Source organism: Pseudomonas sp. 58 R 3, assembly GCF_900006605.1.
Taxonomy (GTDB): Bacteria; Pseudomonadota; Gammaproteobacteria; order Pseudomonadales; family Pseudomonadaceae; genus Aquipseudomonas; species Aquipseudomonas salomonii.
In genome coordinates this window covers 394,356-410,623 of record NZ_CVTT01000061.1, presented here as the reverse complement: position 1 = coordinate 410,623, position 16,268 = coordinate 394,356, and the positions used below count along the sequence as shown (strand labels likewise).

The window sequence follows — 16,268 nt, the reverse complement described above, 5'->3', positions numbered from 1 at the left end:
TTTTCAAAAAATATTTAATTATTACCGTCGCTTACGTGCCGACCCCGGTTTTTGATCAATTATTGAGCAGGCGGCACGTAGCCGTCGGCCTTGGCGTAATCCTCGCCGGAAAAGAACTTGTCCATTTCGCCCGCCAGGTATTTACGGTCTTCGGCGTTCATCATGTTCAGGCGTTTTTCGTTGATCAGCAGGGTCTGGTGTTTCAGCCAGTCGCCCCAGGCCTGGGCGGAGATATGTTCGAAAATATCCTGGCCCTTGGCGCCTGGGTACGGAGGACGTTCCAGGCCTGGCAGTTCTTCTTTGTACTTGCGGCACATTACGGTGCGGGTCATGACGAAACTCCTGCGTTCAATACGTCGGCCGCGCGCTTCAGCAGTTTTTTCACCGGGGCGGCAAGGCCCAGGCGCGGCGGGGTGGCGAGGTTATACCAGAGCCAGTCGGCCTCGGCCACGTGATGGGCGGATTCCTCGACCTGCACCAGCCAGGGTTCGATGGCCAGCTGGAAGTGGCTGAAGGTGTGGATCAGCCCCGGCAGCGCCTGTTGTTCGCCCAGAGCCAGCGCGTGCTGGTTGGCGAGGTGTTCCAGGTCTTGCAGGTCATCAAGTTCCGGCAAGCTCCACAAACCGCCCCACAGGCCCGTGGACGGGCGACGGTAAAGCAGAATCGCGCCCTCGGCGTTGGCCAGCAGTGGCATCAGCGTGCGTTTTTGCGGGATGGTCTTGCGCGGCTTGGGGATCGGGTAACGCGTCTCCAGGCCGAGCATATGGGCTTCGCAGCCTTTTTCCAGCGGGCACAGCAGGCAGCTGGGCTTGCTGCGCGTGCAGAGCGTGGCGCCCATGTCCATCATTGCCTGGGTGTAGGCATTGACGCGATCGTGGGGCGTAAAGCGCTCAGCGGTGGCCCAGAGCTGTTTCGCGACCTTGGGTTCGCCGGGGTAGCCTTCTTGCGCGGTAAAGCGCGCCAGCACGCGTTTAACGTTGCCGTCGAGGATCGGCGCGCGCAGGCCCATGCTCAAGCTGGCGATGGCGCCGGCGGTTGAGAGGCCAATGCCGGGCAGCTCAGTGAGCTTTTGCACATCCTTGGGGAATTCGCCGCCGTATTCAGCGACCACGATTTTGGCAGTCTTCTGCAGGTTACGTGCACGGGTGTAATAACCCAGGCCCGTCCACAGGTGCAGCACTTCATCTTCCGGCGCGGCGGCCAGGGCTTCGACCGTCGGCAAGGAAGCCATGAACCGGTCGAAATAGTTGAGCACCGTGCTCACCTGGGTCTGTTGCAACATGATCTCCGAGACCCACACCCGGTAAGGCGTGATGCCCTGTTGCCAGGGCAGGTCATGGCGACCGTGGCGGTCGTACCAGTCCAGCACCGCCTGTGAAAACTGCTCGTCTCTCATCGTTTGAACAGGCCTTTAAGGGCGTCTTTAAGCTGCGGATTAACCTTGTCGAGCTTCTCTTCGATCTTATCGCTGAGCTTGTTGCCGGCGGCTTTGATGGCGACCTGGGTCAAGCCATCCTTGTCCAGGCGGCAGGCCTTGGCGCCCAGTTCCAGCGGGCCACGGCAGCGCAGCGGCACTTCGATGTTCTGGAAGTTGGCGCCGACCTGGCAGGCCGGGTCCGGCACGTCGCGTTGGTCGCCTTCGACGATGATGCCGACGCGGTAGTCCATGCCCAGCACACGCAGGTCGACGTCACCGTTGCCGTTGACCGCCAGGCCCGGGATGCGCACTTTGAGGTCCGGGTTGCTCGCCACGCCGTTACGCAAGTTAAGCGTGCCGCGCAGTTCCTGGAATGGTGTGTCCTTGCCCTGTGGCGTGGTGCTCAGTGTTTTGCGATTGAGCAGCGCAATGCCGGTACACAGTTGCTGTTCAATGTTGGCGTTGAGCAGCGCGCCGTTAGTGATCACAAAGCTGGCGGTACCGTTGAGGCTGTCGATCAGCGCCTTTTGGCTGTTGCCACGGCCGCTGAGGTTGCTGTCGAGAGTGACCTGGCCTTTGACCGGCGGGTTTTGCCCCTGGGCTTGCAGGATGCGTTCAACCGGCACTTGCTTGATGTGGGTTTGCAGCGCCAGCAGCGGGATGTCCTGGCGCACATCGAGTGTGCCGTTGGCCTGGAAGGTGCCGTTGTAGAGGCCGCCGCTCAAAGTGTCGAGCTTGAGCTGGCCATCGGCGCCGGAGGCCTTGAGCACTGCATTCTGGATCGGCAGCTTGCTTAAGGTCAGTTGCCCAAAGGCCAGGTCGGCGTTGACGTCCAGGGCGCGCAGGCGGGTCAGTGGCAGCAGCTTGTCGGTGCTCCACGCGCCTTTGGTCGGGGCTTCCGGCAATGGTGTGGTGCCACCTGCGGCCATGGCGCCGGCTTCGCTGTTCTGCACTTCGGCCTGGCGGGCGGCGGTTGCGCCTTTGGCCGATTCGGACTTGGCCGGCAGGTAGTTATCGGCGTTGAAGGTGTCGCCCTTGAGCTGCACGCGCAGGGCTTGCCTGGCAAAGTCATCCACGGCGATACGACCGGTGAAGGTGCTGCCGTCGAGTTTCAGGTTCAGGTCTTCCAGCGCCACGCTGGTCGGGGTGCCCTTGAGGCGGCTGACCAGCTCGACTTTGCTCAGGCTGCCGTCAGCCATGGGCGGCAGCGGGTGCCCGACGCTGTCGAGGAACTTGGCCAGGTCAAACTGGGCAATCGACAGCGCGCCGCTGACTTGTGGGGTTTTGTTCAGGTCATTGACCTTCAATTCGCCCAAGGCGCGCAGTTGGTTGGCGGAGAGCTTGAGGTTGGTCCACTCGGCGATGTTGGCCGCCAGGTCCACCAGCAATTGGCCCTGGGTGGAGAAGGTCACCGTCTTGCCTTGCAGCGGCTCGCCGGTGGCTTCGCCGCTGAGTTTCATGTCTTCGAACTGGTAGCGCTGCAGGGCGCGCTGGATGCGCAGGTTGCCGTTCAGCTCGGTTTTGACCCGCATCAGTGGCTGGTTGCTGCCCAGGAAGGCGGTGAGCTTGAGTGGAATGCTCGCGCCTTCGTGTACGGCACCGGCGCTCAGCTGGATGCTTTCAGCGCTGAACTGTTTGCCGGTCTGTTCATCGTTGTATTCAACTCGGGCGTTGTTGATGGTCAGGCTGTCGATGTCCAGGCGTATCGGCTTTGGCGGCTTTTCCGGTTCGGGCTCGGCCGGGGCTTGCGCTGGGGCAGGGGCGCTGGCCGTTTCGGTCGCATCCGGCAGGTTCTTGCCGATGTCTTCCCAGTTGCCATGGCCTTGCTTGTCGCGGGTAAGGCGCAGGTTGAGGCCTTCGACACGCACATCGCTCATCTGCACTTCGCGGCGCAGCAGCGGCAGCACGCGCACCGACAGACCGAGCATCTGCAAGTCGGCAAACGGTTGGGTCGGGGCGGTGAGGGTCGCTACGCTGGCTTCATGCAGCTCAAGGCCCAGCCACGGGAACAGGCTCCAGCCGATATCGCCATTGAGCGTCAGCTCGATGTGGGCCTTGTCGCGGGCAATCTGGCGAATCTCGTCTTTGTAGTCGTTGGGATCGAAGAGGTGGGTCAGGGCAAAGCCCAGGGCCACAATGATCAGCAACAGCCCGAGGAGTACCAGACCCAGGATTTTGCCGAACGCTTTCATGGGCGAGTCCTTGTATGTCGATTTCAAAATTTAGCCGCAGAGTATAACGCCCGAAGGCCTGCGTCAGTTCACGCATCGTTACATTGTATCTAGCACCGGCAAAGTCGGATTTTGCTGTCAAACACATCAGTTTGAGTAAAAAAGGTGATGTCAGTTTGGTTTTTCTGTCACCCACTGGTGCTAATCTTTGCGGGTTCGTCTGTCGTCTGCGACACAAAGTCGCGCTTAAAAGGAGCTTTACTCAACAACAACGGCCAACGCTCTGCGTGCAAGGTCGAGGGAGAGAGTGCCTGACGGACACATACTAATAACTGGGGGAAACACCAATGAGCACTAGCACTGCGGCCGGTAGTACTGCCGCACAGCCTGCGTTCCTGTCCAAGGAACGCATTATCGCCAAGCCCGGCTTCAACCGCTGGCTGGTTCCACCGGCCGCCCTGGCCATCCACCTCTGTATCGGCATGGCCTACGGGTTCTCGGTATTCTGGCTGCCGCTGTCCAAGGCACTGGGTATCACCGCGCCGGTCGCCTGCGCGCCGGACATGAGCTTTATCGCGCAAGTCTTCTCGTCCCAGTGCGACTGGCCCATCTCCATGCTGGGCTGGATCTACACCCTGTTCTTCATCTTCCTGGGCTGCTCGGCGGCCATCTGGGGTGGCTGGCTGGAACATGCCGGGCCACGCAAAGCCGGTGTTGTCTCGGCCTTGTGCTGGTGCGGCGGCCTGTTGATCTCGGCGCTGGGGATTTATACCCACCAGATCTGGCTGATGTGGATCGGCTCCGGTGTGATTGGCGGTATCGGCCTGGGCCTGGGCTACATCTCGCCGGTGTCGACCCTGATCAAGTGGTTCCCGGACAAGCGCGGCATGGCTACCGGCATGGCGATCATGGGCTTCGGCGGTGGCGCGATGGTGGGTGCACCGTTGGCCGCAGCGCTGATGGGCCATTTCGCCTCGCCAACCAGCGTGGGTGTGTGGCAGAGCTTTGTGGTCATGGCCGTCATCTACTTCGTGTTCATGATTGGTGGCGCACTCTCGTACCGCGTGCCGCCGACCGGCTGGAAGCCTGAGGGCTGGACCGCCCCGGCGAAAAAAGCCAGCAACGCGATGATCACCCACCGCCACGTGCACGTGAACGTAGCGTGGAAAACCCCGCAATTCCGCCTGGTATGGCTGGTGCTGTGCCTGAACGTGTCCGCCGGTATCGGCATCCTCGGCATGGCGTCGCCGCTGCTGCAGGAAGTGTTCGGTGGCAAGTTGCTGGGTGTGGATGTGCCGTTTGGCCAGCTGGACGCAGGTCAACTGGCTTCCATTGCGGCCATCGCTGCAGGTTTCACCGGTCTGTTGAGCCTGTTCAACATCGGTGGCCGGTTTTTCTGGGCGTCGTTCTCCGACTACCTGGGCCGTAAAAACACCTACTTCGTGTTCTTCGCCCTGGGCTTTGCCCTGTACGCGCTAATCCCGAACCTGGGGCACCTGGGCAACGTGGCACTGTTTGTGGCGGCGTTCTGCATCATCCTGTCGATGTACGGCGGCGGTTTTGCGACCGTGCCTGCGTACCTGGCCGACCTGTTCGGCACCCAGATGGTCGGCGCGATCCACGGTCGTCTGTTGACCGCTTGGGCGGCGGCCGGCGTGCTGGGCCCGGTGTTGGTGAACTACCTTCGCGAATACCAGCTGAGCATCGGCGTTCCGCGCGCTGCGGCCTACGACATCACCTTGTACATCCTTGCAGGCCTGCTGGTGCTGGGTTTTCTCTGCAACCTGCTGGTGCGCCCGGTGGCCGACAAGTACTTCATGACCGACGCCGAGCTGGCTGCCGAACAGGCGCTGGGCCATGACAAAGGCGCTGATGCCAGCACTTCGCTGGAGTGGAAAGCGGCCCCTGGTACTGTGCCGATGGCGATTGCCGCCTGGCTGGTGGTAGGTATTCCGTTGGCGTGGGGTGTGTGGGTGACCCTGCAGAAGACAGCGGTGTTGTTCCACTAATAACGCCTGATCGTTCCCACGCTCCCGCGTGGGAATGCAGGCTGTGACGCTCTGCGTCACCATGGCGCAAGGCTTCAGTCGAGCGTCGACAGCGGAACGCGGAGCGTCCCAAGCGGCATTCCCACGCAGAGCGTGGGAACGATCTTTGCGCACCATGCTGGGGCGCATTCATCAACTCGTCAGTCTTATCCCCTTCGATGTTTCTGTTTAGCGCCCGCACCCCTATAATGGCTGCCTTTTTCGCCCAATGATTTTGCGGAGCTGGTGATGGCCGAACGTAAGGTATCCGTCGAGCGCGACACTCTGGAAACCCAGATCAAAGCCTCGATCAACCTGGATGGCACCGGAAAGGCCCGATTTGATATCGGTGTCCCTTTTCTTGAGCACATGCTGGACCAGATCGCCCGTCACGGGCTGATCGACCTGGATATCGTCAGCAAGGGCGACCTGCATATCGACGACCACCACACGGTGGAAGACGTAGGCATCACCCTCGGCCAGGCATTTGCCAAGGCCATCGGCGACAAAAAAGGCATCCGTCGCTACGGCCATGCCTATGTCCCGCTGGACGAAGCGCTGTCGCGTGTAGTCATCGACTTCTCCGGCCGCCCAGGCCTGCAGATGCACGTGCCGTACACCCGCGCTACCGTGGGCGGCTTCGATGTCGACCTGTTCCAGGAGTTCTTCCAGGGCTTCGTCAACCACGCACTCGTCAGCCTGCACATCGACAACCTGCGCGGCACCAACACCCACCACCAGATCGAAACCGTGTTCAAGGCATTCGGCCGCGCACTGCGCATGGCCGTAGAGCTGGATGACCGCATGGCCGGGCAAATGCCATCGACCAAGGGCGTTCTGTAATGCAGACGGTCGCGGTTATCGATTACGGCATGGGTAACCTGCACTCGGTGGCCAAGGCGCTCGAGCACGTGGGCGCCGGCAAGGTGCTGATCACCAGCGATGCCAACGTGATTCGCGAAGCCGACCGCGTGGTGTTCCCCGGCGTCGGCGCGATTCGCGATTGCATGGCCGAGATCCGCCGCCTGGGCTTTGACAACCTGGTGCGTGAAGTCAGCCAGGACCGCCCGTTCCTCGGCATCTGCGTGGGCATGCAAGCCTTGCTCGACAGCAGTGAAGAGAACGGCGGCGTCGACTGCATCGGCCTGTTCCCTGGCCAGGTGAAGTTCTTTGGTAAAGACCTGCACGAAGACGGCGAGCACTTGAAGGTGCCGCACATGGGTTGGAACGAAGTCAGCCAGACCGTCGAACACCCGCTGTGGCACGACATTCCGGACCTGGCGCGTTTCTACTTTGTGCACAGCTACTACATCAATGCCGGTAACCCGCGCCACGTGGTGGGCGGCGGGCATTATGGCGTCGACTTCGCCGCCGCGCTGGCCGACGGTTCGCGCTTTGCCGTGCAGTTCCACCCGGAGAAGAGCCATACCCATGGCCTGCAATTGCTGCAGAACTTCGCCGCGTGGGATGGTCGCTGGTAATGGCCAAGAAGCCGAAGCCGCCGATCTTGAACCTCACGCCCGAACAGGAGCGTGAGGCGACCGACAAGATCAAGCGTTTCATGGAGGACCGTTTCGAGCTTAAGTTGGGCTCGTTCGAGGTCGCCGAGATTCTTGAGCTGTTCACCACCGAAGTGGCGCCGCACTATTACAACAGGGCGATTTTCGACACGCAGACGCTCCTTAAAGAAAGGTTCGAAAGCATCGAAAGCGACCTGTGGTCGCTTGAGAAACCCTGATTTCCCAAGCATTGCTGAATATCGAATAAGGTTTGCCAGATGCTGATTATCCCCGCTATCGATCTCAAGGACGGCGCTTGTGTACGCCTGCGCCAAGGCCGCATGGAAGACTCCACCGTGTTCTCCGATGACCCGGTGAGCATGGCTGCCAAATGGGTAGAAGGGGGCTGCCGTCGTCTGCATCTGGTGGACTTGAACGGCGCCTTCGAAGGCCAGCCAGTCAATGGCGAAGTGGTGACCGCCATCGCCAAGCGCTACCCGAACCTGCCGATCCAGATCGGCGGCGGCATTCGCTCCCTGGAAACCATCGAGCACTACGTCAAGGCTGGCGTGAGCTATGTGATCATCGGCACCAAAGCGGTGAAAGACCCGGCGTTTGTGGCAGAAGCCTGCCGTGCGTTTCCGGGCAAGGTGATTGTCGGCCTGGATGCCAAAGACGGCTTTGTCGCCACCGACGGTTGGGCTGAGATCAGCACCGTGCAGGTCATCGACCTGGCCAAGCAGTTCGAAGCCGACGGCGTGTCCGCCATCGTTTATACCGACATCGCCAAAGACGGCATGATGCAGGGCTGCAACGTGCCGTTCACCGCAGCGCTGGCCGCCGCGACCAGGATCCCGGTGATCGCCTCCGGTGGCATTCACAACCTGGGTGACATCAAGTCGCTGCTGGACGCCAAGGCGCCCGGCATCATCGGCGCCATCACCGGCCGCGCGATCTACGAAGGTACTTTGGACGTCGCCGAAGCCCAGGCTTACTGCGACGCCTACAACGGCTGAGGACTGACCATGGCGCTGGCCAAACGCATCATCCCTTGCCTGGACGTCGACAACGGTCGCGTGGTCAAGGGCGTCAAGTTCGAGAACATCCGCGACGCCGGCGACCCGGTGGAAATCGCCCGTCGCTATGATGAGCAAGGTGCCGACGAGATTACCTTTCTCGACATCACCGCCAGCGTCGACGGCCGCGACACCACCTTGCATACCGTCGAGCGCATGGCCAGCCAGGTGTTTATCCCGCTGACCGTGGGCGGTGGCGTGCGCACCGTGCAAGACATCCGCAACCTGCTCAATGCCGGTGCGGACAAGGTCTCGATCAACACCGCTGCCGTATTCAACCCGGAGTTCGTCGGCGAAGCCGCGCAGCACTTCGGCTCGCAATGCATCGTGGTCGCCATCGACGCCAAGAAGGTTTCCGCGCCGGGCGAAACCCCGCGCTGGGAGATCTTCACCCACGGCGGTCGCAAGCCCACCGGCCTGGACGCGGTGGAATGGGCGATGAAGATGGAAGCCCTGGGCGCCGGTGAGATCCTGCTGACCAGCATGGACCAGGACGGCATGAAAAACGGTTTCGACCTGGGCGTGACCCGCGCCATCAGCGATGCGCTGGGCATTCCGGTGATCGCCTCCGGCGGCGTCGGCAACCTGCAGCACCTGGCCGACGGCGTGATCGAAGGCCATGCCAGCGCGGTGCTGGCGGCGAGCATTTTCCACTTTGGCGAATACACCGTGCCTGAGGCCAAAGCCTATATGGCCGCGCGCGGTATCGTCGTTCGCTAAACGCTGCTGGACACCCTGGCAGGCGCGGGGCACTCTCTGCGCTTGCCATGGATCCCGGTAGCCTTCATGTTCAAGACCCTTCTGCTTGCCCTCGCCAGTACGTCCATTCTGTTGACGGGTTCGGCTCACGCCGAGGAACCGTCCGACGCCTCCCTGGTGTTGCTGACCGAAAACTTCCCGCCCTACAACATGGCGAAAAACGGCAAGAACTTCGCCAAGGAAGAAAACATCGAAGGCATCGCCGTCGATATCGTGCGCGAGACGTTCAAGCGTGCCGGCATTTCCTACAACCTGACTTTGCGTTTTCCTTGGGAGCGCATCTACAAACTCGCCCTGGAAAAACCCGGCTACGGCGTCTTTGTGATGGCGCGCCTGCCGGACCGCGAAGCCCTGTTCAAATGGGTCGGCCCCATCGGCCCGGATGATTGGGTGATGCTGGCCAGGGCCGACAGCAAGATAGAACTGACAGACCTTGAACAGGCCCGTCGATACAAGATAGGCGCCTACAAAGGTGACGCCATTGCCGAGACCCTGGAAAAGCAGGGCCTTAAGCCCATCGTTGCGCTGCGTGACCAGGACAACGCGCAAAAACTGGTGGATGGCCAGATCGACCTGTGGGCCACCGGCGACCCGGCGGGCCGTTATCTGGCTCGCCAGGTGGGGGTGACCCAACTGAAAACCGTGCTGCGCTTCAACAGTGCCCAGTTGTACCTGGCGCTGAATAAAGACGTGCCGGATGAGGTGGTGGCCAAGCTTCAGGCGGCACTCGACCAGTTACGGGATGAGGGTGGGGTCGATCAGATCATGGCCCGTTACCTCTAGCTCAGACTGCGCTTGGTGCGTTTGCGCCGCTGGCGGTGGTTCGTCAGGCAGCGGCTCGGCGTTTGGATAATCGCTCAGGTAGATGTTGTCACCATTGGTATAGCTGGCGGTGCTTGAAACCTGGCTACCGTCTTGTCGCAGCAGGCGGTATTCGCTGTGTAGAAGGTAAGCTGCAACGGCTTTCTTTGGCTGAACGTAGGTGATGATTTCCAGCGACGAAGCCTGGTCCCAGCCTTTGGCCGAACGTTGCGTGTGGGTGAAGTCGCGATCCAGGTGCGCCGAAAAATTCAACTCGCAAACCTGTTCGCCGCCTGGCCACTCTTTGCCCAGGTCGATGCTGGTGTTGGCCGCCAGAGCCTTGGCAGTCCCACCTGTTTCACCTTTTGCAGCCGTCCACATGAACGGCTGACGGGTCGCTTCGATGTTGTGCCCAAAACCTACACAAAGGTGGCGGTCGGCGCGTTCCAGGCGATAGGTCGGCGACGACTGAAACTGTTCAATCACGGTCAATTCCGGGTCTTTGACACAGAACCAGGGCAGCTCGCACGCCTGGGGCGTGTGGGCGGTTTCATCAGGTTCCGGGCGTTCGTACCCGCTGAGGGTCGGCGGTGGCAGGTCGTGCAACTGCGCTGTCAATGTCAGGCGCAGCGAATAGGCCTCAAGGCTTGGCCTGGCATAGTTGCCAGTGCCGATGAAGGTGCCGGGGGCCAGGTATATTTCGCCGGCGGGTGCATCGGGAGGTGTCACCGACCAGAGGCTCAAATCGCTGGCGGCGCCGCTGCCTTTATCGTCCCAGATCAATTCGCCCGCTTGAGCGGCCATCACCAGGTCTTCTCGCACACACCGCACGGCATGGCGTGAGGGTTTGTCGTAGTCCACGCCGTACACCAGCCCCATCGCCACATAGTCTTCCGGTGGCAGCGGGCGCCAGATGGACGCATTGCCCAGCGCTCCGGTGCCTTCATCCTGCCACACCAATTGATAATCGACGGGCGCACGCAGGGCCGTGCCATCGACCTTGTTCGCGTCGCTGACCACGGCGACAACGTTGGCGTGGTTGATATTGCGATAGTGGTTCACCGCAATATCACCCAAGGAAAAAAACGGGCTCAGGGCATCGGAGGCGGTGCTCGGCCGCCAGAGGCCGACGGCTTTGTGCGCGCCCGACCCTTTGTCGTTCCACAGTGGCAGAAACTCGCTGGTAAAGCTGATGAGCAGGTCATTGAATTGCAGAGGCTTCATGGAGGGCTCTCCAGTTGATGGGAGCATCAACTATCGAGCAGGGCAGTCAGTACCGAGCGGTAACTATCTACGCGCCGGAAGATACGTACCGTTTTTGCCGTGTGCCGCCATGGCTTGGTTGCTGCGCACACTGATCATCAACTTGATATCAATCCAGTCGATGCCCTGGGCCTTGAGCTTGGGCAACTCACGCTCCAGTACCGCCAGCGTTTGCGGGTAAGGGTGGCCGATCATCACCACCGAGCCCTGTTTGTGCGCCAGCTTGATCGCGGTTTGCAATTGCGTGGCAATCGCCGCCTCGGTGCGTTCGTCATCCAGGAACACATCCCGCGAGACATGCGCCAGGCCGATCTTCTGGGCCTCGGCGGCGGCGACGGTCTGCGCGCTGGTGCGGCTGTCGACAAAGAACTTGTTGCGCCGTTGCAGCTCGGCCATCAACCACGCCATCGCCGCTGGCTGGGCGGTCATGCGGCTGCCCATATGGTTGTTGATGCCGGCGGTGTAGGGCACGGCCTTGAAGGCGGCGTCCAGGCGCTTGCCGAGTTCTTCGATGGGCAGCTCGGGGTGCCAGGCGAACGGGCCGGTGGCTGGGTCCATGGGCATGTGCAGGATCACGACCTTGCCGGCCTTGTGCGCTTCACGGGCGAATTCGGCGGCGTGGGGTGTGTCGGGCATGATCGCCGTGGTCACCGGCCCTGGCAGGCCCAGCACGCGACGGTCCCGGGGCAGGTTTTGCCCCAGGTCGTCGATGATAAGGGTCAGGTAGGCCTTTTGCGGCTCGCCGGCAGGCGTCGCGTGGGCGACGCCTGCCAGGCTGCACAGCAGAGCGATGATCAGGGCAAAACGCATATCAACGGCTGCGCGTAATGCTCAGGCCTTTAAGCAGGCTGAGCGCCTGGGCCAGTTGGTAGTCGTCGTCCTGCGGCATCGGCTTGGCTTTGGTGCCACTGCCGGTCGGCTGGTCGGCGCCGCCGTTGCCATTGCCCAAGTGACCTTGCAGGTCGGCCTCTTTGTAGTACTCGCTGTCGACCTCGTTGGTAATCTTGGCCCGGCGCACCTCGATGTCCGGCACGATGCCCTGGGCCTGGATCGAGCGACCGTTCGGCGTGTAGTACAACGCCGTGGTGATCTTCAGTGCGCGGTCGTTGTTCAGCGGCAATACGGTTTGCACCGAGCCTTTGCCGAAGCTGGTGGTGCCCATCAGCACGCCGCGCTTCTGGTCTTGCAGGGCCCCGGCGACAATTTCCGACGCCGAAGCGCTGCCACCGTTGATCAGCACGGCCAGTGGCACGCCTTCGCTCAGGTCGTTGCCGGTGGCCGAGAAGCGCAACTCGGAGTTGGCGATACGGCCCTTGGTGTACACGATCAGGCCTTTGCTGATGAAGTGGTCGACCACTTCAACCGCCGACTGCAGCACGCCGCCTGGGTTGTTACGCAGGTCGAGCACGATGCCGTTGAGTTTCTTGCCGTTGTCTTTGCGCAGCTTGGCCAGGGCCTTGGCCACTTCGTCGCCGGTCTTGACCTGGAACTGGGTGATACGGATGTAACCGTAGCCCGACTCCAGCAACTGGCTCTTCACGCTCTTGACCGTGATGGTCGCGCGGGCCAGGGTCACGTCAAACGGGTTGCCGCCGTCGCGTACCAGGGTCAGGGTGATTTTCTGGCCGAGCTTGCCGCGCATCTTGTCGACGGCCTCGGTCATGGACTGGCCACGGGTCGGCTGGCCGTTGATCTTCACGATCAAGTCGCCGGCCTGAATGCCCGCCTTGGACGCAGGGGTGTCATCGATCGGCGAGACCACTTTGATCTGGCCATCTTCGGAACCGACTTCGATGCCCAGGCCGCCGAACTCACCGCTGGTGCTTTCCTGCAGCTCGGCAAAGTCTTCCGGCCCCAGGTAAGCGGAGTGCGGGTCGAGGTTGCTGAGCATGCCCTTGATGGCATTTTCCAGCAGGGTCTTGTCGTCTACGGGTTCGACATAGGCTGCCTTGATCCGGTCCATGACCTCGGCAAAGGTACGCAGCTCGTCCAGTGGCAGCGGCGCCTTGGTGGTCGCAGCGGTGGCGGCGGGCGCCGGTGCAGCCTGGTCGGCAAAAGCCAGCGGCGCGCCGATCACCAGGGCGATCGTCAGGGCCAGCGAAGTGAGGCGGGACAAATGCAGCATGTCGAACGAACTCCTAATGTAGGTGCAGCCCTATCCTTGGGAACGGCACCATTGTGCAGGGTCGCTCGGGCGGCCCTGCTGACGAATAGCGAAGTACAGCGCCGGGGTGTCCTGGCCGCCACTGTTACCGACAGTGGAGATGGATTCACCGGCTTTTACAACATCACCTGCCGACTTGAGTAATGTCTGATTGTGGCCGTAAAGGCTCAAATAGCCATTGCCGTGGTCAAGAATCACCAACAAACCGGCGCCGCGCAGCCAATCGGCAAACACCACACGCCCACCGTGAACGGCGTGGACCTGGCTGCCGGCGGCGGCGCTGATCATCACCCCATCCCACTTGGCGCGGGTGTCGTCGCCACGGGTTTCACCAAAGCGCGCCAGTAGTCGACCATCAACGGGCCATGGAAGTTTTCCGCGGGCTGAAGCAAAAGGGCCGCCGAAGTTCTCGCCGGAGCTGGAAACCAGCGGCCCAGGCGCTGCGCGCGCCGGTTTACGCGGCGCCGGCGCGTCAGTGGTGGCGGCCAGCTCGGCTTCACGCTGGCGCTTTTTTTCCGCTTCCTGCTGGGCGATCAGCGCTTTTTGCCGCGCTTCTTCAGCCTCACGTGCCTGGCGCGCCAGGGTTTCTTCGATGGTTTTGAGCACTTTGCCCAGGTCAGCCTGGTCTTGCTCGCGCGCCTGGAGCTTGGCGTCGCGGGCTTTCACGTCATTATTGAGCTTGGCCAGGGCTTGCTGGCGTTCTTTGCGCACCTTGTCCAACTGGTCGCGCTGGGTGTCGAGGGCGGTTTTCTGATCAAGCAATTGCGACTGCTGGTCGGCGATTTCCTGCTCGACATTGGCCAGCTGGCGCAGGGTTTCATTAAAACCCTTCAATTGCGCCAGGCGCGCCTTGCTCAGGTAGTCGTAATAGGTGAGGGTGCGCGCGAATTTCTCGGGGTTCTGCTGGTTGAGCAGCAGCTTGAGGTATTCCTGGCGGCCGCTCTGGTAGGCGGCGCGGGCCTGGATCGCGATCAGGCGTTGCTGTTCAACGCGTGCGCTCTGGAGTTTTTTTTTCTCAGCGTCGAGTCGCTCCAGTTCCGACTCGCTCTTCTTTAATTCTTTTTGTAGCTCCTGGACCTGCTTCTCGAGCTTGCCCATCTCGGTTTCCGTGCCGCGCAGGTCTTTCTGCACCCCGGATTTTTCTTCCTGGAGCTTGCCGAGCAGTTTTTTCAGCTCGGTAATGTCCTGACGCGTAGCGTCCAACTGTTGTTGGGTTTGTGCGCGCTCATCGGCAAACGCCGGTTGGAGCAAGCAGACTAGAGCGAGGGTAATCAAGGCGCGAAGCATAGAGGCGGGCGACACCAGGGAAAGGGACGGCCTAGTATGCCCGCCAAGCGCCGCAAAAAAAACGCCCAATTCGGGCTGGAGAGCAAGATATCTCACGGACGCCACATGCAGATGTGGGAGCTGGCTTGCCTGCGATAGCGGTGTGTCAGTGAACTGTGTAGTCGACTGGCAGAATGCTATCGCGGGCAAGCCCGCTCCCACACTGGTTTTGTGGTGAGGCTGGGATCAGACCAGAATCGAAGTACCGGTCATCTCTTTCGGTTTCTCCAGCCCCATCAGTTTCAGCATGGTCGGCGCCACGTCCGCCAGTACGCCGCCTTCGCGCACTTTAAGGTCACGCTTGCCGACATAGATGAACGGCACCGGCTCGGTGGTGTGGGCGGTGTGGGCTTGCCCGGTGGATTCGTCGGACATCTGCTCGCAGTTGCCGTGGTCGGCGGTGATCAGCGCTTCGCCGCCGACTTTCTCCAGGGCGTCGACGATGCGGCCGACGCACAGGTCCAGGCATTCCACGGCTTTCACGGCCGCTTCCAGGTTGCCGCTGTGGCCGACCATGTCGCCGTTGGCGTAGTTGACCACGATCACGTCGTAACGCTGGTGTTCGATGGCATCGACGATCTTGTCGGTGACTTCCGGCGCGCTCATCTCCGGCTGCAGGTCGTAGGTGGCGACTTTTGGCGACGGGATCAGGATGCGTTCTTCACCCGGGAACGGCTCTTCGCGGCCACCGGAGAAGAAGAAGGTCACGTGGGCATATTTTTCGGTTTCGGCAATGCGCAGCTGGGTCTTGCCGTTTTTCGCCAAATAGTCGCCCAGCACGTTTTCCAGGCTGCCCGGCGCGAATGCCGAAGGGGCCGGGATGTTGGCGGCGTATTGGGTAAGCATGACGAACTCGGCTTTCGGCTGGCTTGCGCGCTCGAAGTCCTTGAAACCGGCGTCAACGAATACGTGGCTCAGCTCGCGCGCACGGTCCGCGCGGAAGTTCATGAACACCAGGGCGTCGCCGTCTTCGACTTTGACCGGCTCGCCGATGGTGGTGGCTTTGACGAATTCGTCGCTCTCGCCACGCGCATAGGCGGCTTCCAGACCTTCCTGGGCGGTGGCGGCGTGAAATTCGCCCTGGCCTTCCGCGATCAGGTTGTAGGCCTGGGCGACACGGTCCCAACGGTTGTCACGGTCCATGGCGAAGTAACGGCCGACCAGGCTGGCGATGCGGCCCTTGCCGAGGGCGGCGAAGGTGGCGTCGAGCAGTTCGATGGACGATTGCGCGCTTTTCGGCGGCGTATCGCGGCCGTCGAGGAAGGCGTGCAGGTAGATTTTTTCGGCGCCGCGCTTGAAGGCCAGTTCGGCCATGGCAACCAGGTGGTCCTGGTGGCTGTGTACACCGCCGTCGGACAACAGGCCCATAAAGTGCACGGCTTTGCCGGCGGCTACGGCTTTATCCACCGCCGCGCAGATGGTCGGGTTCTCGAAGAACTCGCCATCACGGATCGCTTTGGTCACGCGGGTGAAGTCCTGGTATACCACTCGTCCGGCGCCCAGGTTCATGTGGCCGACTTCGGAGTTGCCCATTTGGCCGTCCGGCAAGCCCACATCCATACCGGAACCGGAGATCAGGCCGTTGGGTACGGTGGCGGTCAGACGGTCGAGTACCGGCTTGCTGGCCGAGTACACGGCGTTGTCGTGGTGGCTTTCACTGTGTCCAAAGCCATCGAGAATTATCAGGACCAAAGGTTTAGGCGTGGTAGTCATAGATCCTCTCGCGGCGCTAATAAAGGAAGACAATTGAAAAGGGAGTAGCAGT

At 61.5% G+C, this 16,268-nt stretch carries 15 protein-coding genes; 7 read left to right on the top strand and 8 right to left on the bottom strand.

Annotated features, from left to right (window positions below):
• Nucleotides 1-59: 59 nt before the first annotated feature.
• Genes BFP92_RS20230 through BFP92_RS20220 form a run of 3 tightly spaced genes read right to left on the bottom strand, consistent with a single transcriptional unit; the run spans nt 60 to nt 3,609 of the window.
• On the bottom strand, nt 60-332 hold the full coding sequence (locus BFP92_RS20230; protein WP_056860676.1) for an oxidative damage protection protein: 273 nt from the start codon (nt 330-332) through the stop codon (nt 60-62).
• Nucleotides 329-1,396: an A/G-specific adenine glycosylase gene (mutY, locus tag BFP92_RS20225; protein WP_065930811.1), complete on the bottom strand. Its 1,068-nt coding sequence runs from the start codon at nt 1,394-1,396 to the stop codon at nt 329-331. The genes BFP92_RS20230 and mutY overlap by 4 nt, the downstream gene beginning before the upstream one ends.
• A complete protein-coding gene (locus BFP92_RS20220; protein WP_065930810.1) occupies nt 1,393-3,609 on the bottom strand; it encodes an AsmA family protein in 2,217 nt (738 codons plus the stop codon). Before BFP92_RS20220 ends, mutY begins: the two co-directional genes overlap by 4 nt.
• Nucleotides 3,610-3,935: 326 nt before the next feature.
• Here BFP92_RS20220 and BFP92_RS20215 point away from each other — a divergent pair, with 326 nt between their 5' ends.
• The 7 genes from BFP92_RS20215 to BFP92_RS20185 all read left to right on the top strand — a co-directional run bounded on the left by BFP92_RS20215 (nt 3,936) and on the right by BFP92_RS20185 (nt 9,732).
• Complete coding sequence (locus BFP92_RS20215) at nt 3,936-5,597, top strand: OFA family MFS transporter (protein ID WP_065930809.1); 1,662 nt, start codon at nt 3,936-3,938, stop codon at nt 5,595-5,597.
• A gap of 267 nt (nt 5,598-5,864) precedes the next feature.
• A complete protein-coding gene (hisB, locus tag BFP92_RS20210; protein ID WP_017138645.1) occupies nt 5,865-6,458 on the top strand; it encodes an imidazoleglycerol-phosphate dehydratase HisB in 594 nt (197 codons plus the stop codon).
• Complete coding sequence (gene hisH / locus BFP92_RS20205) at nt 6,458-7,096, top strand: imidazole glycerol phosphate synthase subunit HisH (RefSeq protein ID WP_065930808.1); 639 nt, start codon at nt 6,458-6,460, stop codon at nt 7,094-7,096. Before hisB ends, hisH begins: the two co-directional genes overlap by 1 nt.
• Nucleotides 7,096-7,353 (top strand): DUF2164 domain-containing protein, encoded by a 258-nt coding sequence (locus BFP92_RS20200; protein WP_005783916.1) that lies wholly within the window; start codon nt 7,096-7,098, stop codon nt 7,351-7,353. The genes hisH and BFP92_RS20200 overlap by 1 nt, the downstream gene beginning before the upstream one ends.
• Before the next feature lie 39 nt (nt 7,354-7,392).
• A complete protein-coding gene (gene hisA / locus BFP92_RS20195) occupies nt 7,393-8,130 on the top strand; it encodes a 1-(5-phosphoribosyl)-5-[(5-phosphoribosylamino)methylideneamino]imidazole-4-carboxamide isomerase (protein WP_008435688.1) in 738 nt (245 codons plus the stop codon).
• Between the two features lie 9 nt (nt 8,131-8,139).
• Nucleotides 8,140-8,910 carry an imidazole glycerol phosphate synthase subunit HisF gene (hisF, locus tag BFP92_RS20190; RefSeq protein WP_065930807.1) on the top strand — a complete coding sequence of 257 codons (771 nt, stop codon included), beginning with the start codon at nt 8,140-8,142 and terminating at the stop codon, nt 8,908-8,910.
• A gap of 66 nt (nt 8,911-8,976) precedes the next feature.
• On the top strand, nt 8,977-9,732 hold the full coding sequence (locus BFP92_RS20185) for a substrate-binding periplasmic protein (RefSeq protein ID WP_065930806.1): 756 nt from the start codon (nt 8,977-8,979) through the stop codon (nt 9,730-9,732).
• Here the strand turns inward: BFP92_RS20185 and BFP92_RS20180 are convergent.
• From BFP92_RS20180 to gpmI, 5 genes are all read right to left on the bottom strand, one after another.
• On the bottom strand, nt 9,685-10,974 hold the full coding sequence (locus tag BFP92_RS20180) for a Vps62-related protein (RefSeq protein ID WP_065930805.1): 1,290 nt from the start codon (nt 10,972-10,974) through the stop codon (nt 9,685-9,687). The two genes, BFP92_RS20185 and BFP92_RS20180, sit on opposite strands and share 48 nt — an antisense overlap.
• Nucleotides 10,975-11,037: 63 nt before the next feature.
• Nucleotides 11,038-11,823, bottom strand: a complete 786-nt coding sequence (locus BFP92_RS20175) for a divergent polysaccharide deacetylase family protein (RefSeq protein WP_065930804.1) — start codon at nt 11,821-11,823, stop codon at nt 11,038-11,040.
• Nucleotide 11,824: 1 nt separating this feature from the next.
• Nucleotides 11,825-13,138 (bottom strand): S41 family peptidase, encoded by a 1,314-nt coding sequence (locus tag BFP92_RS20170; protein ID WP_065930803.1) that lies wholly within the window; start codon nt 13,136-13,138, stop codon nt 11,825-11,827.
• Nucleotides 13,139-13,168: 30 nt separating this feature from the next.
• Nucleotides 13,169-14,464: a murein hydrolase activator EnvC family protein gene (locus tag BFP92_RS20165; protein WP_065930802.1), complete on the bottom strand. Its 1,296-nt coding sequence runs from the start codon at nt 14,462-14,464 to the stop codon at nt 13,169-13,171.
• 225 nt (nt 14,465-14,689) lie between these two features.
• Nucleotides 14,690-16,216: a 2,3-bisphosphoglycerate-independent phosphoglycerate mutase gene (gene gpmI, locus BFP92_RS20160; protein ID WP_065930801.1), complete on the bottom strand. Its 1,527-nt coding sequence runs from the start codon at nt 16,214-16,216 to the stop codon at nt 14,690-14,692.
• Nucleotides 16,217-16,268 lie beyond the last annotated feature (52 nt).